This is a genomic window from Paraburkholderia sp. ZP32-5, assembly GCF_021390495.1.
Taxonomy (GTDB): Bacteria; Pseudomonadota; Gammaproteobacteria; order Burkholderiales; family Burkholderiaceae; genus Paraburkholderia.
The window spans coordinates 2,195,324-2,216,811 of the sequence record NZ_JAJEJP010000002.1; the positions used below are offsets into that span (position 1 = coordinate 2,195,324).

Below are 21,488 nucleotides of genomic sequence, written 5' to 3' on the forward strand. Positions count from 1 at the left end.
TACTCCGGGAGATGAAATCGTGTTGGCGCGGTGCATCGACGCTTAGCGACCGCCGTGCGCGACGCGGCGTGCTTCGTCGACCAGCGCCTGCGTGTTCAGCTTGAAATACTCGAACAGCGCGGCGGCGGGCGCCGATTCGCCGAACGTATCGATGCCGACCACGCCGCCTTCGAGCCCGACATATTGCCGCCAGAACGCGCGCACGCCTGCTTCGATCGCGACGCGCCGCACGTCCGGCGGCAGCACCGCGTCGCGCCACTCGCGCGGCTGGCGGTCGAACACACTGGTGGACGGCATCGACACCACGCGCGCGGCGATGCCGGCGGCCGCGAGCGGCGCGACCGCATCGAGTGCGAGCGCGACTTCGGAACCGGTCGCAATCAGCACGATCCGCACGGGTTGTTGATGTGCTGAGTCGGCCGCCCAGTCGCGCAGCACATAAGCGCCGCGCGCGATGTCGGCGATCTGCGCGGCCGACCGCGTGACGAACGGCAGGTTCTGCCGGCTCAGCAACAGACACGAAGGGCCGTCCCGCTCGACCGCGCTGATCCATGCCCGCGCGGTTTCGACGGTGTCGCACGGACGCCAGACGTCGAGCCCCGGAATCAGCCGCAGACTTGCCGCATGTTCGACGGCCTGGTGGGTCGGGCCGTCTTCGCCGAGACCGATCGAGTCGTGCGTGAACACGAAGATCGCGCGCGTTTTCATCAGCGCGGCCATCCGCAATGCGTTGCGCGAATAGTCGGAGAACGTCAGGAAGGTGCCGCCGAACGGCAGATAGCCGCGATGCAGCGCGATGCCGTTCATCGCCGCGCTCATGCCGAATTCGCGCACGCCATAGTGCAGATAGTTGCCGCCGCGCAGGCCGTGACTATCGTTGTTCTTGTTGTCACCGTCGTTCTCGCCGTCGACACGAACCTCGACCGCGCCGGGCCAATCAGTCAGGTTCGAGCCGGTCAGATCCGCCGAGCCGCCGAGCATTTCCGGCAGGCTACGCGCGAGCGCGGCGATCGCCTTTTGCGAAGCCTTGCGCGTCGCCACCGACTCACCCGCGACATCCGCATCGCGCAGCAGCGCGTGCACCGTGTCGTGCCAATGCGCGGGCAGCCCGCCCTGCGTGCGCCGCTCGAATTCGGCCGCCTCGCCCGGATAGCGCTTGCGATAGGCATCGAAACGCGCGCGCCAGTCCGCTTCGGCGGCGGCGCCGCGCTCGTTCGCGTCGAAGCGCGCGCGGACCTCGTCCGGAATCACGAACGGCGGATAGGTCCAGCCGAGCGCGCGCCGCGTGCGTTCGACTTCGTCCGCGCCGAGCGGCGCGCCGTGCACGTCGTGCGTACCGGCCTTCGACGGCGCGCCCTGGCCGATCACCGTGCGGCAGCAGATCAGCGTCGGCCGGTCGCTCGCGCGCGCCGCGTGCAACGCGCGATCGACCGCGTCGACGTCGTGGCCATCCACGTCGCGCACCACGTGCCAGCCATAGGCCGCGAAGCGCGCGGGCGTATCGTCGGCGAACCACTGCGCGACGTGGCCGTCGATCGAAATGCCGTTGTCGTCGTACAGCACCGTCAGCTTGTCGAGTTTCAGCGTGCCCGCAAGCGATGCCGCTTCGTGCGAGACGCCTTCCATCAGGCAGCCGTCACCGGCGAACACATAGGTGCGGTGATCGACGATCCGCTGGCCGGGTCGGTTGAATTCGCGCGCGAGCAATGCCTCGGCGAGGGCCATGCCGACCCCGTTCGCGAGACCTTGCCCAAGCGGCCCGGTGGTCGTTTCGACGCCGGGCGTCACGCCCACCTCCGGGTGCCCCGGCGTTTTGCTATGCAACTGCCGAAAGCGCTTCAATTCATCGATGGGCAGGTCGTAGCCGGTCAGATGCAGCAACCCGTACAGCAGCATCGAGCCGTGTCCGTTCGACAGGATGAAGCGGTCGCGATCGGGCCACGCCGGATTACGCGGATTGTGCTTCAGATGCCGGTCCCACAACGCGACCGCGATCTCGGCCATGCCGAGCGGCATGCCGGGATGCCCCGATTTCGCCGCTTCCACCGCGTCGATCGCGAGCATCCGCAGCGCGTCGGCCATCCGGCGGGTGGCGGGATCGGTCAGCGATTGAGCCACTGCACTCATCGAATCTCTCCTTTGCGAAATGAACGTCGGGCATGCATTAGGCGCGCATCGGGCACAACAGCGCGCGGATCTCAGACCGATATCAGGCTCGCGCGCGCCGGTCGATCAGTTGCAGAATCATCGGCGTGAAGATCAGTTGCATCGCGAGTCCCATCTTGCCGCCCGGCACGACGATCACATTCGGGCGCGACATGAACGAGTCGTGCAGCATCGTCAGCAGATACTGAAAGTCGATCCCCTTCGGCCGCGCGAAGCGGATCACGACGAAGCTCTCGTCCGGCTGCGGAATCTCACGGGCGATAAACGGATTCGACGTGTCCACCGTCGGCACGCGCTGAAAATTCACATGCGTGCGCGAGAACTGCGGGCAGATGTAGTTCACGTAGTCCGGCATGCGCCGCAGAATCGTGTCGACCACCGCTTCGTGCGTGTAGCCGCGCATCGTCTGATCGCGGTGCAGCTTCTGGATCCATTCGAGGTTGATGATCGGCACGACACCGATCAGCAGATCCGCGTGCCGCGCGATATCCACCTTGTCGGTCACGGCCGCGCCGTGCAGCCCCTCGTAGAACATCAGGTCGGTGTCGGGCGCGACGTCCTCCCATGGCGTGAAGGTGCCGCCGTCCTGTTTGTACAGCACCGCTTCGCCGGCATCGTGCACATAGTGGCGAAACTGGCCGCTGCCGCTTTCTCCATAGCTCGTGAACAGCGCCTCCAGCTCTTCGAGCAGATTCGCTTCCGGGCCGAAATGGCTGAAATTCGACACGCCGTCGCGTTCGCGTTCCTGCATCGCCGCGCGCATGCCGTTGCGGTCGTAGCGATGGAACGCGTCGCCTTCGACGATCTGCGCGTTGATGTGCTCGCGTCTGAAGATATGCATGAAGCTCTTCATGACGGTGGTGGTGCCCGCGCCGCTGGAGCCGGTCACCGCGATGATCGGATGTTTGACTGACATGCGTTTGTCTCCGGATGACTGTGTTCTGTGCGCTGTCGTTGTCGCATCGGCGAGTGGTGGCCGCGCGAGCGAGCCGTGCTCGATCTCCCGCCGGCCCACTCAACCGCACCGCGCTTCAAGCGGTAAAGTCGGGCAAAAACAGCGAGCGCGTGCCGAATAGCGGCGACGTAAAGGGCTTGTCCTCGCCGCGGTCGTATTCACCGTGATAGCGCGCGATGCGCTCCACCTCGTTCTTCGAGCCGAGGATCACCGGCACGCGGCCATGCAGCGAACGCGGACGGACGTCGAGAATGCGCTCGCGCCCAGTGATCGACAGACCGCCTGCCTGCTCAATCAGAAAGCTCATCGGGTTCGCCTCGTAGAGCAGCCGCAAGCGCCCTTCCATTGCGGGCGTTTTCGAATCGCGCGGGTACATGAACACGCCGCCGCGCATCAGGATGCGATGCACTTCCGCGACCATCGACGCGATCCAGCGCATATTGAAGTCGCGCGCGCGGCAGCCGCTGCGCCCGTCCTTGCATTCCTGTACATAGCGACGCACCGGCGGTTCCCAGAAGCGCTCGTTCGATGCGTTGATCGCGAATTCGGCGGTATCGTCGGGAATCCGGATATTCGAATGCGTGAGCACGAAATTGCCGATCTCGCGCTCCAGCGTGAAGCCGTGCGTGCCGTTGCCGACCGACAGCACCAGCATCGTCGATGGTCCATACACCGCGTAGCCGGCCGCGACCTGTTCGCAGCCGGGGCGCAGAAACGCGGCCTCGCAAGCCGCCGCTTCCATGCCTTCCGCGCATTGGGCCGATTCGCCCACGCGCAGCACCGAGAAGATCGACCCGACCACACCATTGATGTCGATATTCGACGAGCCATCGAGCGGATCGAATGCGAGCAGATACTCGCCGCGCGGGTACTCGGACGGAATCGCGTACACGTGCTCCATTTCCTCGGACACCATCGCCGCGAGCAGCCCGTCCCATTCGCATTGCTGCACGAAGATTTCGTTGGTCGCGACGTCGAGCTTTTTCTGCTCCTCGCCGTGCGTGTTGACGGTTTGCGCGGAGCCGTAGTTGCCGCCGAGCGCGCCTTTGGTCAGCATCGCCGAGATCGATTTGATCGCTGCGGCCACATCGATCAGCAACGCCGACAGTCCCGCCGTTTCCGGCGCGCCGGTGCAACCGGGCTGGCGATCGAGCGTGTCGATCAGGAATTTCGAAAGTGTCGTGCGTCCGTCCTGCATGGCGTTCTCCCTGGAAGATGTTTTGGTTCACGCGGACGGCGCAGTCGCGGTGCGCGCCGCTTCTAACGGCGGCGGCGGCGACGATGACGATGACGACGGCTCATCGAATACGCGGCTCGCGCGCACGTCGGCGGCGTCGATCAGCGTCAGCGTCGCGGCGTCGATCGGCTGGCCGCCCTGCAATGCGCTCGCGAACAAACGGTTCGCCTGGCGCAGCCGCGCGCGGTCGAGCGCGTTGCGCACCGAGCGCGCATTGGCGAAGTTCGGCTGACGGATGCGCCGCGCCAGATAATCGGCGAACGCGCGTTGCGATGCGGCATCGAAGCGGTAATGCATCGTGTCGAGCATGCGCGCGGCGATGTCGAGCAGTTCCGTTTCACTGTAATCGGGGAACGTGATGTGATGCGCGATCCGCGAACGGAAACCCGGATTGCTCTCGAAGAACACTTCCATCCGCGACGCGTAGCCGGCCAGAATCACGACCAGATCGCTGCGCTGGTTCTCCATCGTCTGCAACAGGATTTCGATCGCTTCCTGGCCGTAGTCGCGCTCGTTTTCCGGGCGATACAGGTAATACGCTTCGTCGATGAACAGCACGCCGCCCATCGCGCGCTTCAGTACATCGCGCGTTTTCGGCGCGGTATGACCGATGTACTGGCCGACCAGATCGTCACGCGTGACCGAGACCAGATGATTGCGACGGATATAGCCGAGCCGGTGCAGCACCTCGGCCATACGCAACGCGACCGTTGTCTTGCCGGTGCCGGGGTTGCCGGAGAAGCACATATGCAGCGTCGGCGCGCCGCCGGCGAGGCCGAGCGAAGCGCGCGCGCGTTCGACCAGCAGATGCGCGGCGACCTCGCGAATGCGGGTCTTGACCGGCGCGAGCCCGGCCAGATCGCGATCGAGTTCGGCGAGCACGTCGCTGATACCGGAGTCGCGATACAGCGCGGCCAGATCGACCTGGGGCGCGGGCTGGGATGCCTGCTGCGCGGCACGCGCATCACCGGTTTGCGTGGCGGACGGCGAGAGGGCGTCCGCGATGGCAGTATCGTCTGTCATGGTTCCTCCTTGCGATGCGCCGGCCGTTCGTCAGGTGTCACCTGGCCCGTTGCGAATCGCCGGATGCTGGATGCTTCGCTGAGACCGGCTCGGGTTAGCTGGCCGGGCCGTAACGCTCGCCCGCCGGCCGGTCGCCCGCATAGCTGGACAGGCTGTAGCGCTGCGTGCGCCCCGGCGCGTCCTGGCGCGTCAGACGGAAGCCCGGCTCGACGTCCGGCCGGTTGACGATGAACGACAGCCGCATCGTCTCGAACGTGCGCACCGAATCGAACGCATTGACCTTGATGTAGTACTGCGGACGCGCTTCGCGGCAGGCCTTCACTTCCTGCAACACGCCGGCCGCGTCGCGCAGATCGAACATCGGCAGCCCCCACATTTCCCAGTACGTGTTGCGCGGATGCGGGTCGTCGGTGAATTCGACCGAACATGCCCAGCCCTGGCGCAACGCATAGTCGATCTGCAAGCCGATTTCCTCGTCGGTCAGCTCCGGCAGAAAGGAGAACGTTCCTTGTGTAATGCGCATGACGAACCTCGTTGATGAATATCGCTGGATGTCACTGAATATCGCGGCGAAAAACGGCGTCGACGGTGCCCCCGCGCGATGCCGTTGCATCGCGTTGCGAGTTGCCTTTTATGAAGCTGCTCGTGAAGCTGCCAGCCGTCGCCGCGATTCGATAAAACTCAGGCCGCCGTCGGCGTCACGGCGAAATCGGGCGTATCGGTCGACGCGTAGTTGAACGTCACGTCGCGCCACGTATCGAGCGCCTGCTTCAACGGCGTGCACCAGCGCGCGGCGGCTTCGAGCACGTCGGGCCCTTCGTTGACGATGTCGCGGCCCTCGTTGCGCGCCTTGACCATCGCTTCGAGCGCGACGCGATTCGCGGTCGCGCCGGCCTGGATACCGGCCGGATGACCGATCGTGCCGCCGCCGAACTGCAGGATCGCGTCGTCGCCGAACAGATCGAGCAGCTGATGCATCTGCCCCGCGTGAATCCCGCCCGAGGCCACCGGCATCACCTTGCGCAAGCCGGCCCACGGCTGATCGAAGAAGATGCCGCGCGACAGATCGACCGCGTTGTGCGCGTCGCGGCACACGTTGTAATAGCCCTGCACCGACAGCGGATCGCCTTCGAGCTTGCCGACCGCCGTGCCCGCATGCGCATGATCGACGCCCGCCATGCGCAGCCATTTGGCGATCACGCGAAACGAGATGCCGTGATTGCGTTGCCGCGTGTACGTGCCATGCCCCGCGCGATGCAGATGCAGGATCATGTCGTTCTTGCGGGCCCAGCGCGACATCGACTGGATCGCGGTCCAGCCGATCACGAGATCGATCATCACGATGCACGAGCCGAGTTCCTTCGCGAATTCGGCGCGCTCGTACATGTCTTCCATCGTGCCGGCGGTCACGTTCATATAGTGACCTTTGACTTCGCCGGTTTCGGCCTGCGCGCGGTTCACTGCATCCATCGAGAACAGGAAGCGGTCGCGCCAATGCATGAATGCCTGCGAGTTGATGTTCTCGTCGTCCTTCAGAAAATCGAGTCCGCCGCGCAGGCCTTCGTACACGACGCGCCCATAGTTCTTGCCCGACAGACCGAGCTTCGGCTTCACGGTTGCGCCGAGCAGTGGGCGCCCGTATTTATCGAGCCGTTCGCGCTCGACCACGATGCCGGTCGGCGGCCCCTGGAAGGTCTTCAGATACGCAACGGGAATGCGCATGTCTTCGAGACGCAGCGCTTTGAGCGGCTTGAAGCCGAACACGTTACCGATGATCGACGCGGTCAAGTTCGCGACCGAGCCCTCTTCGAACAGATCGAGTTCATAAGCGATATACGCGAAGTACTGCGGCTCGTCGGCGCGCGAGACCGGCACCGGCTCGACGCGATACGCCTTCGCGCGATACATGTCGCAGGCGGTCAGCCGGTCGGTCCATACCACTGTCCATGTCGCCGTCGACGATTCGCCCGCCACCGCGGCCGCCGCTTCCTCCGGCTCGACACCCGGTTGCGGCGTGATGCGAAACAGCGCGATCACGTCGGTCTCTTTCGGCTCGTAATCCGGTTGCCAGTAACCCATCTCACGGTATTTCATGACGCCCGCCGCGTACCGCTCGCGTGGATTGCGCGGATTACGCTGCTGATGTTCCGGCTCGAGCGCCGGCTGACTGAAATCGTTCATGACGTGTCCTCGAAGGTGGCAAGCGCGCTGCCGGAAGAACGAAGCGCTTGAGTTGCACTGTAGGCAGCGACGCCGCGAAGGGGAATTCACGATTTCATTCGGCAGACTTAACGTATCGGTTATTTCTCCCCTCGACTTGCGCATCGTGATGCGCGCTCCCAGCACGCGCGACGGGAATAGGTGCAGAATGTCCGGTACGGCGATGCGATAAGGGCGTGACAACGCCCACAGGTGCCACGTCCTGCGATGAGACACTTTGCTTCGTTTTCGCCACACCGCGCGGCGGCGTTCGTCTGGTCGGCCGCGCGATCGTCGTGACGGTGCAATTCGGCAGGCGCTGTATTGCCAGCCGGAAAAACACCGTCATTTCGTGCCGTCGGCACACGTGGGCATGGAGCTTGCGTAATGCCGGCTGCCGTCGCAACCCGGCATCATGCCGGGCCGGCGGCGCAACGCTGTTTCAACCTGTGGAGGAAGCACGTATGCAATGGACGACTCCGAGCTATACCGACGTACGCCTCGGTTTTGAAATCGTGATGTATGTCGCTACGCGTTAAGCCCGCGATCGGGCCGCACGCCGCGGCCCCTTCACGGTTGGTTTTTTTCTTCACTTAACCGGTCGGCCCCTCCGCTGTCGGGACACGCGTTACCAGCCATGATCCACGAAACGATCGTTACCACGGCAGCGTGTGATGGCCGTCCACATATCGCGCCGATGGGCGCGCGCTACGAGGGTGAGCGCATCATCCTCTCTCCTTTCCGTCCGTCCACGACGCTCGACAATATCGTTGCGTCGCGCGCGGCGGTTCTGAATTTCACCACCGACGTGCGCATCTTCGCGGGCTGCGTCACGCACTGCGCAACCGACTGGCCGACCGTGGCCGCGAGCCGCGTCGCCAGCGTGCGGCTTGTCGAATCGCTCGCGCATGCCGAGCTCGAACTCGACGAACTGCGCGACGATGCGCAGCGCCCGGTGCTCTATATGAAATGCGTGCACCGCGAAAACCATGCGCCGTTCGCCGGTTTCAACCGCGCGCAATCGGCAGTGGTGGAAGGCGCGATTCTGGTGAGCCGGCTCTTTATGCTGCCGCCGGAAAAGATCGATAGCGAAATGGCGTATCTGCAAATCGCGATCGACAAGACCGCCGGCGAGCACGAGCGCACCGCATGGGGCTGGCTCGTCGCCGCGGTCGCGCGGCATCGCGCGAGTCTCGAAGCGTCGCCCAGTGCTAGCGGGCACGCCGCCGCTGTACATCATTGACCCGTTCCTCGGAGAATCCCGATGACCGCATTGCTCGCGAGCGTTCGCTCGGATGACGAAGCATTCGACGCCGCTCGCGCGGGCGCCGAACTGATCGACCTGAAAGAGCCGAACGACGGCGCGCTCGGCGGCCTTGCGATCGGCGACATCGCGAACATTGCGCGGCAGTTGCGCGCGCGCTATCCGGTCAAGCCGATCAGCGCGGCGATCGGCGATGTGCCGGCCGATGCGGCCGACGAGATCGCCACGCGCGTGATCGAGGTCAGTGACGCGGGCGTCGACTATGTGAAAGTCGGCATCGCGCGCGGACCGGCCGCGCGGCGTTGCATCGAGCAGCTTGCCAGTTTGCCGGCCACCGTCGTGCCGGTGCTGCTGTGCGACGGCGGCATGGACGACGACCTGGTCGCGCACACGGCCGCGCTCGGCTTTGCCGGTGTGATGTTCGATACCGCGAGCAAGGACGGCGGCACGCTGTTCGATCACGTCGATGTCGACACGCTCGCGCGCTGGTTGCGGCTCGCGCGCCAGCGCGGCGCGATGGTCGGCATCGCCGGCGCGCTCGGCTGGGCGCAACTCGCGCAGATCCGCGCGCTCGCGCCCGACGTGGCAGGTTTTCGCACCGCACTGTGCAGTGATGGAAGGCGGTCGCGGCTCGATCCGGAGCGCGTCGCGCAGTGGGCTAGCGCGTTGCATCGGCCGCTGGGTGGGCGTGGCGCGGGTGGGGATGCGGCGGTGGGTGTTGGAGATGCGGCGCGGCGGTGAAGCGATGGATCGATGAGAGGCGCGTCCGTTAGCGGCGCGCCGATCACACCGCTCGCCCAATCATTCAGGCAACCGGAATATTCAGCAACCGGTCGCGCATCAGCGCCACATTATTCTTGTCGAACAGTTCGACCACATAGTTCGCATCGCTCACGTGGTCGACGAACTTGCCGTCGACGACCCCCGCCGCGGCCAGTGTCTCCAGCGGGTCGTCCGCGGCGATCGGGCAGGATTTCACGACGATCAGCCGCTCCGCGTTGAGCATCGTCGACAGCCACGCGGCGAGGCTGTCCGAGGTCGTGTCCCAGTTGCTCATCGCGTCGGGCGTGTCGCGCATCAGCGCGGTCGGCACCCACACGGCGACATGGCCGTCGCGCAGCGTGCGGCGGATCTTCGCCTCGCTCGACGCGAGCACGAGTTCCGGCGCCACCCCCTGCATCAGCAGCGCGTATTGCGTCATCGCGAGCAGACACATGTTGTGCGCGGCGAGATCGTCGAAACGCCATTCATTCTGGTATTGCCGCACTTTGTCCGCGAAATCGCCGCCGCCGGGCACGATCACGACCCGTCCGCCGCCGACTTCGCATAGTTCGCCGAGCCAGTGGCGCAGCGCCGGGTCGTGACTCAGACTGCCTCCGATCTTGACCACCCACATGACTGTTGTCCTCGCGTCCAGTTGAGTGCCCGGCTGGGTTCCGTCATGTTTCAAACCGCGTGCACGCTGCAATTCGCTTATTTCCCACCACACGGTCCTTTGTGCGCGTCCTTTCAGGCGACGACGCTTCGTGGATCGCTTGATACGCCCCGCATAGGTCCTTTCGCACTGCCCCTTCGCACTGCCCCTTCGTATAGCCCCTTCGTATACCCGCTTCGTACAGCCCTTTCGCACAGCCCCTCATTTAGCGCCCTTCCTACAGCCCATCACGCCGCACGCGACCCCACCCGCGCCGCCACCCGCCGCTCACCCCGCCGCCCCACCGGCAACTCACCCGCCGCCAGCAACGCGACCGCGACGCTCGGTGCGCATGTCGCCGCCCACCCGGCGCATTCGTCCGGCACGCCCGCCAGCGCGCCGAAGTCGATATAGCCGCGCGCCTCGTCGCGCGCGAGCGCGGTGACCAGAAACCGTCCGCAGCCGGCGCCGACCAGCGGCGCGCTGACGAGCGCCGGATGCGCGGCCACCACGCGCGCCAGATTCGCGCCGATTTCGCGCAACTGCAGCGCGCGCCAGCGCTGCGCGAAACCCAGCCACGCGCACTCGCTCGCTTCGTGCGCGTCGCGTCCGATCATGCGCGCGATTCGCGCACGACTTGCCGCCGGTGTCTTCGGTCCCTGGTCGGCGCTCGGCTGCACGTCGTGCAGCGGATCCAGTTCGCCGGTCAGCCGGTAGACGTCGGCGGTCGTCGCAAACCATTCGTTCATCACGTTGACCGTGACGCCCGCGAATTCGATGCAATGCGCGACACCGCACAACGGCGTGCGCACCACGCCCTGATACACGAGTTCGCCAGTCGCGAGCCGGCCGGCATCGGTCGTGGCACGCGCGGCCACCTGGCCGTCGACGATCGGAATGATGTCGGTGGTCGTGCTGCCGATATCGATCAGCACCGCGTCCGCCACGCGGGTGCGAACCCAGTTCGCGGTGGCGAGCCAGTTCGCCGACGCGACATCACGCCAGCCGGCCGCGCAGTCATCGGCGGCGAGCCAGCCGGTCTCGCCGGCATAAAAGCGCAACCGCGACGGCGCGCGCGTGGACGACTGCGCGCCAAGCCGCCGCGCGAGCGTGGCGACGATCGCGCGCACGCCATCCGCGCGATCCGCGAACAGATCGACCATCTCGCCGGTCATCGTCACCGCGTGCCGCGCGGTGGCCGCGCGAGCCTGCGGCCAGCGTTCGAAAACGAGGCCGATCGTGGTCTCCAGATGGTCGAGCCCCTGCCACAGCGGACACGCCCATTGCGCGACATCGCGCACCGCGCCGCCATCGTCGGCCAGCGACACCTTCACATGCGCGCCACCGACGTCCCAGCCGAACACCGCCGCGGCGTCCGCAGCGTCGTTAGCTGCTCCACTAGCCGCTCCGGTCGCTGGTCCGTTTGCCGCTTCGTTCGCCGCTTTCACCGTTGCATTCGCCATTTCGTTTGCCACCTCATTGCCACCTCGTCGCCATCTGATGGCCACCTAACACACTCAAGGCCGCAGCTCGGAAGCTCGCCGCAACGAATCGGTCCGCGCCGTCGTGGATCGCCCGACCCGTACGCCGTGCGCGTCGAGCAACGCGCGCGCGAGTGTGCCGCCGCGTGCCGCCGACAAGCCCGCATACGCGACCGTCAGACGCGGATTCACTTCGATCACGACCGGCCCACGGCGCGGATGCCACACCACATCGATACCGACGAAGCCACGCAAGCCCGGTATCGCTCGCGCGACACGCTGCGCGAGCGCATGCAGCACGCGGCCCTGGTCGCTGAGACGATCGATCTGATCGACCAGCACGCCATCGAATTCGACGATTTGTGCCGCGTGATTCTCCATGTGATTAGCCGTGTATTCACCGCTCAAACCGATCTGCTGCCGATTGATGCTGACGAGTTCGGTGCCGCCGTCGCGGCAGATCAGCGACAGGCTCAACGGCTCGCCGTCGACCCACGCCTGCAGCACCGGATTGCGCGCCGCCGCCGCACGCGCGTCGTATTCAGCGCAGGCATCGGCGAAGCGCTCGAATACGATCGTGTCGAGGCCGCCCGCGCCGTCGTCCGGCTTGACGACCCAGCGCTCCGCGTCGTCTTCGCCCGACTCGTCCGGCTCACCCACGAGGCCCGGCTCCAGCGCGGGCGTCGTCGCGATGCCGTGCGTGGCCAGGCACGCGGCGGTCGCGCTCTTGCTCGACGTGACGCGAATCGCCTCCTTCGCGCAGCCGAGCCAGCGCGCGCTGCCGACCGCATCATGAAAACGCAGCAGCAGGCCGTCGCATTCCGGCGCGATGATCCACGCGTAATCGTGCTCGCGCGCCGCGCGCGCGACGAAGGCCGTCATCGATTCGCCGGGCGCGGCCATACAATGGGCGTCACCCGCGCCAAGCGTTTCGAAGCGCGACGTCGCGAACGTGACCTCGACGCCGTCGACTTCGCGCAGATCGGCGACCAGCGCGTCGCGCATCACCCGTCCTTCGACGATCAGCGCGCTCAGGTCGGCGAGACTGCCCGCGCCGGCCAGTTCGGGATCGATGCCGCCGCCGGTGAGATACTCGTAGACAAAGATCTTGGTCAAAGGAACGCGCCCCCACATGCAGGTGATACCGGTTATCGATCTGCTCGACGGCCACGTCGTGCGCGCGGTGCGCGGCGAACGCAGTGCCTATCGGCCGATCCAGTCCCGCCTCGCCGCGAGCAGCGAGCCGCTTGCCATCGCTGCCGCGCTGCTCGAGGCCAGCGGCGCAAGCACGCTCTATATCGCCGACCTCGGCGCGATCCTGCGGCACGGCGCGCATGCGTCGACGCTCGCCGCGGTGCGCGCCGCGCTGCCCGGCGTCGAGCTGTGGCTCGATGCGGGCTTCACCGACTACGCATCGATGCGCGCGCTGTTCGATCGCATCGACGCACATGGCGACGCACACGCCCCCACTGCCCCACAACTCGCGACGCTCGTGCCCATATTCGGCACCGAGTCGCTGCGCGACATCGACGCGTTGCGCGCGTCGCAAGCCGACGGCCTTGCCCCGATCCTGTCGCTCGATCACCGCGCGGGCCAACTGCTGACCGCCGCCGAACTCGACCCTTCATCGGCATGGTGGCCGTCGCGCGTGATCGCGATGACACTCGACCAGGTGGGCAGCTACGCCGGCCCCGATCTCGCCAGCTTCGAACGCATCCGCTCACGTGCCGCCGCGCACACCACGGTGATCGGCGCGGGCGGCATCCGCAATCGCGACGATATGGCCGCCGCGGCCCGCACCGGCGCGACGGCCTGGCTGGTTGCATCGGCGCTGCACGATCGGCACATCGACGCCACGCGCTCCGATTCCACGCCGGCTTGACCATACAATTTCCATGCCACGCGGTAAGTAACCTGCGAATGTAAGCGAACGACAAGCTGCGCGAAATTCGCGTGACACTCTGCTCCAGCTCCGCACACAACCTGTGAGACGCAGCGGCCTTCGAGCCCGCATGTCACGCGCGCGATCGACACGCATTCGCACCCGCGCAACGAATCCGTCATCCGCTTAAACACGAAGCCGCACGACCGTGCTGCGTGTGCGGACTCGCCGTGCCGATGCTGCGCCTGCGCATCGTCATCGCAATCGGCATGGAGCTTGCTAAAAGTGCGCCATGCACCTCTCGCCCAACGATCCATCGCCGCCCAGCACGAGCGCACCGGGCCTCTCCGGCGCGCGCGTTCCGGCCATCACGCGCGACTGGACCTGCCCGTTCTGCACGCTGCTATGCGACGACCTCAGTGCTCACCTGAGCGCCGACGCACAGCACGACGGCGCGCTCAGCGTGGCGGATGCGGATTGCCCACGGCTTGCCGATGCGCTCGCGCGTTACGGCGCGGCGGATGCGCAATGCGGCAGCAGCGTCGAGGGCAACGAGACCGACATTGACGCCGCGCTGACACGCGCCGCGCAATGGCTCGCGAACGCGCGGCGTCCGCTGTTCGGCGGCCTCGCGACCGATGTCGCGGGCGCCCGCGCGCTCTATCCGCTCGCTGCCGCGTGCGGCGCGATACTCGATCATCTGCATGGCGACGCATTGAGCGCCGCGACGCTCGCGCTGCAGGACCGCGGGTCGTTTTTCACGACGCTCTCTGAAGTGCGCACGCGCGCGGATCTGCTGGTGTTTTTCGGCTGCCAGCCGTCGCGGCGTTATCCGCGCTTTTTCACGCGCGTGCTGAGCGGCACGGCGATCGCGCGCGAACTGATGTTCGTCGGCGGCGAGGTCGATCCGGCGGCGCAAGGCTTCGCGCAAACGCGCGTGGAAGCGGTGCTGCCTGATGCCGAGCCGTACGACACGCTCGCGCTGTGGTCGGCACTCAGCGAAGGGCGCGATGCCGCGACGTTGGGCCGCGCCGACGAAGGCGCACGCGATAACACCGGCACGGCGGCAACTGTCGCAACACTCGCATCGCTGCAAGCACGCATCGCAGCCGCGCACTACACAGTGATCGTCTACGAGCCCGCCGCGCTGCCCGGCCCGCACGCGGCGCTGCTGATCGAAGCGCTGAACCGGATCGTCAAGACGGTGAACCGCACGACGCGCGCGGCCTGTCTCGCGCTCGGCGGCGACGACGGCGCGGCGACGGTCAACCAGACCGTGACGTGGCTATCCGGCATGCCGCTGCGCACGCGCGTCGCGACACCCGCGCGCATCGCGCAGACCGCGCCGCTCGATCACGATCCGTATCGCTATCGCACGAGCCGGCTGCTCGCAGAACGCGAGGTGGATGCACTGCTATGGATAGCGAGCTTTGCGCCGGATGCATGGCCCGCGTCGCTCGATCCCGCGCTTCCGCTGATCGTGTTCGGCCATCCGGCGCTCGCCGATGCCGCGAAAGCGCGCGGCGCGAACACGGTGTTTATCCCGGTCGCGACGCCGGGCATCGATAGCGGCGGCCATCTGTTTCGCGTCGACAGTTCGGTCGTGATGCCGCTTGCCGCCGCGCGCGGCGCCGCGCTGGAAACGGTCGCATCGCTTGCTGCGCGCTTGAATGAGCAACTAAATGAACGCTTGAACGACCCGTTGCACGCACAGCCAACCACCCACGAGGCCCACCCATGAGCCTCGTCCGACTCAAAGGCGGCATGCTGTTCGATCCGGTTCACAACGTGAACGGCGAGCGCCGCGATCTGCTGTTCCGCGACGGCCGCATCGTCGACGCCGATGCCAATACGCCGGCCGATCGCGAATACGACGCGACCGGCATGATCGTGATGGCCGGCGGCATCGACCTGCATTCGCATATCGGCGGCGGCAAGACCAATCTGTCGCGGCTGTTGCTTCCCGAGGACCATCGCGCCGACACACCGCGCGATGCCGCGTATGAATCGGTACGGGACGACGCGGGCCGCTATCTGCGCCTGCCGTCTTGCGGCGTGTGCGCGCCCGGCACGCTCGCGACCGGCTTTCGCTATGCCGAGATGGGCTACACGGCCGCGTTCGAGCCGGCGATGATGCCGTCCAACGCGCGCCACACGCACCTCGAAATGGGCGATACGCCGATCATCGATCACGGCGCATACGTGATGCTCGGCAACGACGAACTGTTCCTGCAGATGCTGGCCGCGCGCGACGACTTCGAACGGCTGCGCGACTACATCGGCTGGACGATTCATGCGAGCAAGGCGCTCGGCGTAAAGGTCGTGAACCCCGGCGGCATCTCCGCGTTCAAGTTCAACCAGCGGTCGCTCGATGTCGACGAAGCGCACACGCATTACGGCATCACGCCGCGCGACGTGCTGCGCACGCTGTCGCGCGCGCTCACCGAGCTGCGCGTGCCGCATCCGCTGCATGTGCACGCAAGCAATCTCGGCGTGCCCGGCAATATCGCGTCGACGATCGCGACGATGGACGCCGCCGACGGCCTGCCGATCCATCTGACGCATATCCAGTTTCATAGCTACGGAACCGAAGGACCGCAAAAGTTTTCGTCCGGCGCGCGGCAGATTGCCGACGCGGTGAACGCGCGGCCAAATGTATCGATCGACGTCGGCCAGATCATCTTTGGACAGACCGTCACTGCGTCGGGTGACACGATGATGCAGTTCCGCAACACGCCGCTCGCGCAGCCGCACAAGTGGATAGCCGGCGATATCGAATGCGATGCCGGCTGCGGCGTCGTGCCGTTCCGCTATCGCGAGCAAAGCTATGTGAATGCGCTGCAATGGATCATCGGCCTGGAAATCTTCCTGCTGGTCGACGACCCGTGGCGTGTCGCGATGACCACCGATCATCCGAACGGCGGCCCGTTCACCAGCTATCCGCATCTGATCCGGCTGTTGATGGACAAGTCGTTTCGCGACGAGCAGCTGGCGAAGCTGCATCCCGAAGCGCAGGTCGCGAGCGCCTTGCCGGAACTGAAGCGTGAATTCTCGCTGTACGACATCGCGATCATCACGCGCGCGGGCCCCGCTCGATTGCTTGGCTTGCGCGATCGCGGCCATCTCGGCGCGGGCGCGGCGGCCGATATCGCCGTCTATCGCGACGAGCCGGATCGCGAGCGGATGTTCACGTCGCCGGCCTATGTGTTCAAGGACGGCGAACTGGTCGCGCGCGACGGTACGCTGGTCGCGACGCCGACCGGCGGCATCCATTTCGTCGCGCCGGAGTTCGACCGGGGCATCGAAAAGACGCTTCGCGCGTATAGCGACGCGAACCTGGCGAGCAACTTCGCGCATGCGGCGATCAGCGACGACGAAATCTGCCGCTGCTGCCGAGGCGGGCGTCTGCTGCCCGTCGAATGCCTGGCTCAGTCCTGAGCGAGCGGCCGAACGATGCCAACCGAACCGCCCACGATGAACGCGCCCGCCACGCTCGCGATCAACGGCACCGCAATCGACGCGACCTTCGCGGAAGCCTTTCCGATGAAGGCGACGCGCCTCGTGATCACCGCGCACACGCCGGTGTGGGCGATGCACGCGGCGAATTCGCTGACGGGCTTCGCGACCTCGGTGATCGGCTGCGGCTGCGAGGCCGGCATCGAACGCCTGCTGTCGGCCGCCGAAACACCGGATGGACGGCCCGGCGTCGCGGTGCTGCTATTCGCGGTGTCGTCGAAGGAACTCGCGAAGCAGATCGGCCGGCGCGTTGGCCAGTGCGTGCTGACCTGCCCGAGCACTGCCGTGTTCGGCGGCATCGATACGGCCACGAGCCGCGCGCCGCTGTCCGATCGCGCACCGCTCGGCAGCGGGCTGCGCTTTTTCGGCGACGGCTGGCAGATCGCGAAGATGATCGGCGACACGCGCTACTGGCGCGTGCCGGTGATGGACGGCGAGTTCGTCTGCGAAGACACGGCCGCGACGGTCAAGGCGGTCGGCGGCGGCAACCTGCTGCTGCTCGCGCGCGATCTCGACGCCGCGCTCGCGGCCACCGAGGCCGCGGTCGCGGCAATGCGCCGGCTGCCGAACGTGATCATGCCGTTCCCCGGCGGCATCGTCCGCTCGGGATCGAAGGTCGGCTCGAAATACGCGGGCGCGACCGCGTCGACCAACGACGCGTTCTGCCCCAGCCTGATCGGTCTGTCGCCGCGCAGCGAATTGAGCGCGGACGTGGGCTGCGTGCTGGAGATCGTCATCGATGGGCTCACCGACGCCGATGTCGGCGCGGCGATGACAGCCGGCATTGCAGCGGCCTGCGAATTCGGCAGCGCGGCCGGCATGCTGCGGATTTCTGCGGGCAACTACGGCGGCAAGCTCGGGCCGTATCACTTCCATCTGCATGAGCTGGCGGCGGGGCTCGACGGGAGCCGCGCATGACCACGAACACAAGCACGAGCACGACGTTGCGCGTGAAGACGGCGCCCGGCTTTCGCGTCGATGCCGCCGCGCTGCGGCCGCTTGCGCTGGCGGCGCTGAGCGTCGCCGACATCGAACGCATCGTGCTGCCAGCCGGCAACGAGCACTGTGTAGTCGGCGATGTATTCGACGTGCGGCGCGACGACGGTACGGCTGCGAAGCAGTCAGGTCACGACACCCCCGCGCTGGTGATCGACGGCGCGGCGCCATGGCTCGACCGCGTCGGCGCGGACATGGACGGCGGCTGCCTGACGGTACACGGCTCGACCGGCGACTACAGCGGCTTGCGAATGAGCGGCGGCTCGCTGCAAATCGACGGCGACGCGGGCCACTTCACCGGCTGCGAAATGCGCGGCGGGCGCGTGACAGTACGCGGCAACAGCGGCGATTTCGTCGCGGGCGCGCTGACCGGCGACATGGAAGGCATGAGCGGCGGCACGCTGACGATCCACGGCAACGTGGGCGCGCGGCTCGCCGACCGGATGCGCCGCGGCCTCGTGCTGGTCGGCGGCGATGCGGGCGACTTCGCCGCGTCGCGGCTGGTGGCGGGCACCGTCGGCGTGGCGGGCCAACTGGGCGCGCATTTCGCGTACGGGATGCGGCGTGGCACCTTGCTGCTCGCGCGGCGGCCCGCACACTGGCCGGCGACATTCGTCGGCGGCGGGCAGGGTTTCGACGTATTCTGGTCATTGCTCGTGCGCAATCTCGCGGCGGAAATCGCTCCCTTTTCGCAGTGGCGCACGGACCGCTTGCCGGCCCGTTATTCGGGCGATCTGGCGGTCGACGGTAGAGGCGAAATACTGATCGCCGGCTGAAGCACACAAGGAGACAGGCATGACGACAACGGATTCTCCGCATGTGAAGCCTGGTATTGCAACCAAAGCCGGCGCCAATGCCGGCACCCAGCGCTATGCCGGGCTGATGATCGCGCTGCACTGGCTGATCGCGCTCGGCATCATCGGCATGCTCGCGCTGGGACTCTATATGGTCGGGTTGCCGAAGGGCTTGCCGGTCAAATCGACGCTGATCAATCTGCACAAGTCACTCGGCATGACGGTTTTCCTGCTGGTGCTTCTGCGCATCGGGGCGCGGCTGGTCCTTCACAGGCCGCCGCTGCCGCCGATGCCAGCGTGGCAACGCGCCGCCGCGCGCACTACGCAGGGTCTTTTATACGTGGGCATGGTGGCGATGCCGCTCGCCGGTTATCTCGGCTCGTCGTTCAACAAATACGGCACCCGCTTCTGGGGCATCCTGCTGCCGAAGTGGGGTTGGGACGACCCGCATCTGCGCGAACTTTGCTTCGGAATCCATGCGGTAATCGGCTACGTGCTGATCGCGCTGATCGTGCTGCATGTCGCGGGCGCGCTCAAGCATCAGTTGATCGATCGCGACAACCTGCTCGCGAGGATGCTGCCATGACGCCGCGCACGCCGACGCGAAATCCGCCGCTCGAAGCCGCGACGCTGCGCACACGCGATGGTCATCGCGTGTGGTTCGCGGTGGCCGGCGCGCGCGACGGTGTGCCGGTCGTGGTGCTGCATGGCGGGCCCGGCAGCGGCAGCCAGCTGGGCGTGTTGCGGCTGTTCGATCTGAGCCGCTTTCGCGTCGTGCTGGTCGATCAGCGCGGCACCGGTGAATCGACGCCGCACGGCAGCCTGCGCCACAACAGCACCCGCTATCTGATCGCCGATCTCGAAGCGATTCGCGCGCGGCTCGGCATCGAACGCTGGGGTGTACTCGGCGGCTCGTGGGGCGCGGCGCTCGCGCTCGCGTATGCGGGGCAATGTCCGCAAGCGGTGACGGGCGTTGTGATGCGCGGCCTGTTTCTGACCTCCGCGCGGGAAGTGCGCGGTCTGTTCGTCACGTCGCGCCGGCGCGCGCCGCGTGCGTGGTCGAGGCTGCGCGACGCGGCTCGTTGTGAACACGCTTCGAAACTCGCCGCGCGTTGCTATTCCATGCTGCTGCAAGTCGGTGCGAACGAAACGCGGCAACGTGCAGTCGCGCTCGCGTGGCGCGGCTATGAAAACGCGGTGCTCGCGAGCGCGTCGCCGGGTGGCCCGGCACAGCACGCGCTACAGCGACGCTCGCCCAGTTCAGCGCGCAATGCCCGCAAGCTGATCGGCAAATACCGGATTCAGGCGCACTACCTCGCACATCGCTGCTGGCTCGGCGAAGCGCGTTTGCTGTCGTTGGCCCGCCGCGCGGCGAGCGCCGGCGTGCCGCTTGCCGCGATCCACGGCTCGCGCGATCCGGTGTGTCCGCCGGCCAATGCGCGGCGCCTGTCGCGCGCGGTGCCCGCCGCGCACGTCGACGCTGTGCGCGCGGGTCATCTGGCGAGCGACCCCGCGCTGCATGCGCGCGTCGCGCAGGCACTCGCGGCGATGTTTATCCCGATCGATCAGGAGGGGCGCAGCATGCGTCGTGCGGCATGAAAATCAAGGTACTCGGCTCATCGGCGGGTGGCGGTTTTCCGCAGTGGAACTGCAATTGCCGCAATTGCGACGGCGTGCGTAGCGGCACGCTGAAGGCGACGCGCCGTACGCAGTCGTCGATCGCGGTCAGCTCAAATGGCGAGGACTGGCTGCTCGTCAACGCATCGCCGGATCTGCTCGCGCAGATCGCCGCCAATCCCGAGTTGCAACCGGCGCGCCGCGCGCGCGACAGCGGCATTGCCGCGGTGCTCGTGATCGACGCGCAGATCGACCATGTGACGGGCCTGTTGATGCTGCGCGAACGCGACACGCCGTTGCCGCTCTATGCGACCGATGCGGTATGGCAAGACCTGTGCACGGGCTTTCCGGTCGCGCCGATCCTGTCGCACTACTGCGGCGTCGAGCATCGCCGCATCGCGCTCGATGACGCGCCGCTCAGCGTCGACGCCCTGCCCGGCATCCGGATCGACGCGCTGCCGCTATCGAGCAAGGCGCCGCCCTACTCGCCGCATCGCAACGCGCCCGAACGCGGCGACAACATCGGGCTCGTGCTGACGAATCTGCGCTCGGGCAAGCGCGTGTTCTACGCGCCGGGACTCGGCGCGATCGAAGAGCACGTACTCGCCGCGATGCGCGACGCCGATCTGCTGCTGGTGGACGGCACGCTATGGACCGGCGATGAAATGATCCGCCTCGGCCTGTCGAAGAAAACGGCCGCCGATATGGGCCATCTGCCGCAGACCGGCGCGGGCGGCATGATCGAAACACTGGATTCGCTCGACGCGAAGCGGGCTGACGTGAGCGGCAAAACCAGTGCAATCCGCAAGGTGCTGATCCATATCAACAACACGAATCCGATCCTGGTCGAGGACGGCCCCGAGCGGCGCATGCTGGGCGAGCACGGCATCGAAATAGCCTATGACGGCATGAGCTTCGAACTTTGACGCATCGAATCAAGCATT

General features: G+C 66.5%; 20 protein-coding genes. 11 read left to right on the forward strand and 9 right to left on the reverse strand.

Going from position 1 to position 21,488, the window contains the following annotated elements; genetic code table 11:
* Positions 1-42: 42 nt before the first annotated feature.
* From tkt to L0U82_RS28535, 6 genes are all read right to left on the reverse strand, one after another.
* Positions 43-2,127 (reverse strand): transketolase, encoded by a 2,085-nt coding sequence (gene tkt / locus L0U82_RS28510; protein ID WP_233836351.1) that lies wholly within the window; start codon positions 2,125-2,127, stop codon positions 43-45.
* Between the two features lie 82 nt (positions 2,128-2,209).
* On the reverse strand, positions 2,210-3,082 hold the full coding sequence (locus tag L0U82_RS28515) for a phosphoribulokinase (RefSeq protein WP_233836352.1): 873 nt from the start codon (positions 3,080-3,082) through the stop codon (positions 2,210-2,212).
* 115 nt (positions 3,083-3,197) lie between these two features.
* Complete coding sequence (locus tag L0U82_RS28520) at positions 3,198-4,319, reverse strand: class 1 fructose-bisphosphatase (protein WP_233836353.1); 1,122 nt, start codon at positions 4,317-4,319, stop codon at positions 3,198-3,200.
* Between the two features lie 27 nt (positions 4,320-4,346).
* The gene (cbbX, locus tag L0U82_RS28525; protein WP_233836354.1) at positions 4,347-5,381 is read right to left on the reverse strand and encodes a CbbX protein; all 1,035 of its coding nucleotides are present in this window, start codon (positions 5,379-5,381) and stop codon (positions 4,347-4,349) included.
* Positions 5,382-5,475: 94 nt separating this feature from the next.
* A complete protein-coding gene (locus tag L0U82_RS28530; RefSeq protein WP_233836355.1) occupies positions 5,476-5,904 on the reverse strand; it encodes a ribulose bisphosphate carboxylase small subunit in 429 nt (142 codons plus the stop codon).
* A 158-nt stretch (positions 5,905-6,062) separates the two neighbouring features.
* Positions 6,063-7,562 carry a form I ribulose bisphosphate carboxylase large subunit gene (locus L0U82_RS28535; RefSeq protein WP_233836356.1) on the reverse strand — a complete coding sequence of 500 codons (1,500 nt, stop codon included), beginning with the start codon at positions 7,560-7,562 and terminating at the stop codon, positions 6,063-6,065.
* A gap of 482 nt (positions 7,563-8,044) precedes the next feature.
* On the opposite strand from L0U82_RS28535, the gene pqqA reads away from it, so the two are divergent.
* From pqqA to L0U82_RS28550, 3 genes are all read left to right on the forward strand, one after another.
* Positions 8,045-8,119, forward strand: coding sequence for a pyrroloquinoline quinone precursor peptide PqqA (gene pqqA / locus L0U82_RS28540; RefSeq protein ID WP_113062024.1), 75 nt, complete (start codon positions 8,045-8,047; stop codon positions 8,117-8,119).
* Between the two features lie 98 nt (positions 8,120-8,217).
* The gene (locus L0U82_RS28545; RefSeq protein ID WP_233836358.1) at positions 8,218-8,823 is read left to right on the forward strand and encodes a DUF447 domain-containing protein; all 606 of its coding nucleotides are present in this window, start codon (positions 8,218-8,220) and stop codon (positions 8,821-8,823) included.
* Positions 8,824-8,844: 21 nt separating this feature from the next.
* Positions 8,845-9,585 carry a (5-formylfuran-3-yl)methyl phosphate synthase gene (locus tag L0U82_RS28550; protein WP_233836360.1) on the forward strand — a complete coding sequence of 247 codons (741 nt, stop codon included), beginning with the start codon at positions 8,845-8,847 and terminating at the stop codon, positions 9,583-9,585.
* Between the two features lie 64 nt (positions 9,586-9,649).
* Here the strand turns inward: L0U82_RS28550 and L0U82_RS28555 are convergent, their stop codons facing one another.
* The 3 genes from L0U82_RS28555 to L0U82_RS28565 all read right to left on the reverse strand — a co-directional run bounded on the left by L0U82_RS28555 (position 9,650) and on the right by L0U82_RS28565 (position 12,855).
* Positions 9,650-10,240 carry an amino acid kinase family protein gene (locus tag L0U82_RS28555; RefSeq protein ID WP_233836361.1) on the reverse strand — a complete coding sequence of 197 codons (591 nt, stop codon included), beginning with the start codon at positions 10,238-10,240 and terminating at the stop codon, positions 9,650-9,652.
* Between the two features lie 266 nt (positions 10,241-10,506).
* Positions 10,507-11,721 (reverse strand): hydantoinase/oxoprolinase family protein, encoded by a 1,215-nt coding sequence (locus tag L0U82_RS28560; RefSeq protein ID WP_233836362.1) that lies wholly within the window; start codon positions 11,719-11,721, stop codon positions 10,507-10,509.
* A gap of 54 nt (positions 11,722-11,775) precedes the next feature.
* Entirely contained in the window at positions 11,776-12,855 is a 1,080-nt protein-coding gene (locus L0U82_RS28565; RefSeq protein ID WP_233836363.1) for an ATP-grasp domain-containing protein, read from the reverse strand.
* Between the two features lie 16 nt (positions 12,856-12,871).
* Between L0U82_RS28565 and L0U82_RS28570 the strand changes: the two genes are divergently transcribed.
* From L0U82_RS28570 to pqqB, 8 genes are all read left to right on the forward strand, one after another.
* Positions 12,872-13,621, forward strand: coding sequence for a HisA/HisF-related TIM barrel protein (locus L0U82_RS28570; protein WP_233836364.1), 750 nt, complete (start codon positions 12,872-12,874; stop codon positions 13,619-13,621).
* 292 nt (positions 13,622-13,913) lie between these two features.
* Complete coding sequence (locus tag L0U82_RS28575; RefSeq protein WP_233836365.1) at positions 13,914-15,362, forward strand: formylmethanofuran dehydrogenase; 1,449 nt, start codon at positions 13,914-13,916, stop codon at positions 15,360-15,362.
* On the forward strand, positions 15,359-17,059 hold the full coding sequence (locus L0U82_RS28580) for a formylmethanofuran dehydrogenase subunit A (protein WP_233836366.1): 1,701 nt from the start codon (positions 15,359-15,361) through the stop codon (positions 17,057-17,059). Before L0U82_RS28575 ends, L0U82_RS28580 begins: the two co-directional genes overlap by 4 nt.
* Before the next feature lie 36 nt (positions 17,060-17,095).
* A complete protein-coding gene (gene fhcD, locus L0U82_RS28585) occupies positions 17,096-18,055 on the forward strand; it encodes a formylmethanofuran--tetrahydromethanopterin N-formyltransferase (protein ID WP_233837537.1) in 960 nt (319 codons plus the stop codon).
* Positions 18,052-18,909 carry a formylmethanofuran dehydrogenase subunit C gene (locus tag L0U82_RS28590; RefSeq protein ID WP_233836367.1) on the forward strand — a complete coding sequence of 286 codons (858 nt, stop codon included), beginning with the start codon at positions 18,052-18,054 and terminating at the stop codon, positions 18,907-18,909. Before fhcD ends, L0U82_RS28590 begins: the two co-directional genes overlap by 4 nt.
* Before the next feature lie 19 nt (positions 18,910-18,928).
* Positions 18,929-19,513, forward strand: a complete 585-nt coding sequence (locus L0U82_RS28595) for a cytochrome b (RefSeq protein ID WP_233836369.1) — start codon at positions 18,929-18,931, stop codon at positions 19,511-19,513.
* Entirely contained in the window at positions 19,510-20,526 is a 1,017-nt protein-coding gene (locus L0U82_RS28600; RefSeq protein ID WP_233836371.1) for an alpha/beta fold hydrolase, read from the forward strand. The genes L0U82_RS28595 and L0U82_RS28600 overlap by 4 nt, the downstream gene beginning before the upstream one ends.
* Positions 20,523-21,470, forward strand: a complete 948-nt coding sequence (pqqB, locus tag L0U82_RS28605; RefSeq protein ID WP_233836373.1) for a pyrroloquinoline quinone biosynthesis protein PqqB — start codon at positions 20,523-20,525, stop codon at positions 21,468-21,470. Before L0U82_RS28600 ends, pqqB begins: the two co-directional genes overlap by 4 nt.
* Positions 21,471-21,488: the final 18 nt, after the last annotated feature.

Excerpts from the sequence above, each read along its gene's own strand:
- L0U82_RS28515 (WP_233836352.1), bottom strand. The coding sequence starts at position 3,082 with ATGTCAGTCAAACATCCGATCATCGCGGTGACCGGCTCCAGCGGCGCG.
- L0U82_RS28595 (WP_233836369.1), top strand. The coding sequence starts at position 18,929 with ATGACGACAACGGATTCTCCGCATGTGAAGCCTGGTATTGCAACCAAA.
- L0U82_RS28590 (WP_233836367.1), top strand. The coding sequence starts at position 18,052 with ATGACCACGAACACAAGCACGAGCACGACGTTGCGCGTGAAGACGGCG.
- L0U82_RS28545 (WP_233836358.1), top strand. The coding sequence starts at position 8,218 with ATGATCCACGAAACGATCGTTACCACGGCAGCGTGTGATGGCCGTCCA.
- fhcD (WP_233837537.1), top strand. The coding sequence starts at position 17,096 with ATGAACGCGCCCGCCACGCTCGCGATCAACGGCACCGCAATCGACGCG.
- cbbX (WP_233836354.1), bottom strand. The coding sequence starts at position 5,381 with ATGACAGACGATACTGCCATCGCGGACGCCCTCTCGCCGTCCGCCACG.
- L0U82_RS28520 (WP_233836353.1), bottom strand. The coding sequence starts at position 4,319 with ATGCAGGACGGACGCACGACACTTTCGAAATTCCTGATCGACACGCTC.
- pqqB (WP_233836373.1), top strand. The coding sequence starts at position 20,523 with ATGAAAATCAAGGTACTCGGCTCATCGGCGGGTGGCGGTTTTCCGCAG.
- L0U82_RS28600 (WP_233836371.1), top strand. The coding sequence starts at position 19,510 with ATGACGCCGCGCACGCCGACGCGAAATCCGCCGCTCGAAGCCGCGACG.
- L0U82_RS28555 (WP_233836361.1), bottom strand. The coding sequence starts at position 10,240 with ATGTGGGTGGTCAAGATCGGAGGCAGTCTGAGTCACGACCCGGCGCTG.
- L0U82_RS28560 (WP_233836362.1), bottom strand. The coding sequence starts at position 11,721 with ATGGCGAATGCAACGGTGAAAGCGGCGAACGAAGCGGCAAACGGACCA.
- L0U82_RS28575 (WP_233836365.1), top strand. The coding sequence starts at position 13,914 with ATGCACCTCTCGCCCAACGATCCATCGCCGCCCAGCACGAGCGCACCG.
- L0U82_RS28530 (WP_233836355.1), bottom strand. The coding sequence starts at position 5,904 with ATGCGCATTACACAAGGAACGTTCTCCTTTCTGCCGGAGCTGACCGAC.
- L0U82_RS28570 (WP_233836364.1), top strand. The coding sequence starts at position 12,872 with ATGCAGGTGATACCGGTTATCGATCTGCTCGACGGCCACGTCGTGCGC.
- tkt (WP_233836351.1), bottom strand. The coding sequence starts at position 2,127 with ATGAGTGCAGTGGCTCAATCGCTGACCGATCCCGCCACCCGCCGGATG.
- L0U82_RS28550 (WP_233836360.1), top strand. The coding sequence starts at position 8,845 with ATGACCGCATTGCTCGCGAGCGTTCGCTCGGATGACGAAGCATTCGAC.
- L0U82_RS28580 (WP_233836366.1), top strand. The coding sequence starts at position 15,359 with ATGAGCCTCGTCCGACTCAAAGGCGGCATGCTGTTCGATCCGGTTCAC.
- L0U82_RS28535 (WP_233836356.1), bottom strand. The coding sequence starts at position 7,562 with ATGAACGATTTCAGTCAGCCGGCGCTCGAGCCGGAACATCAGCAGCGT.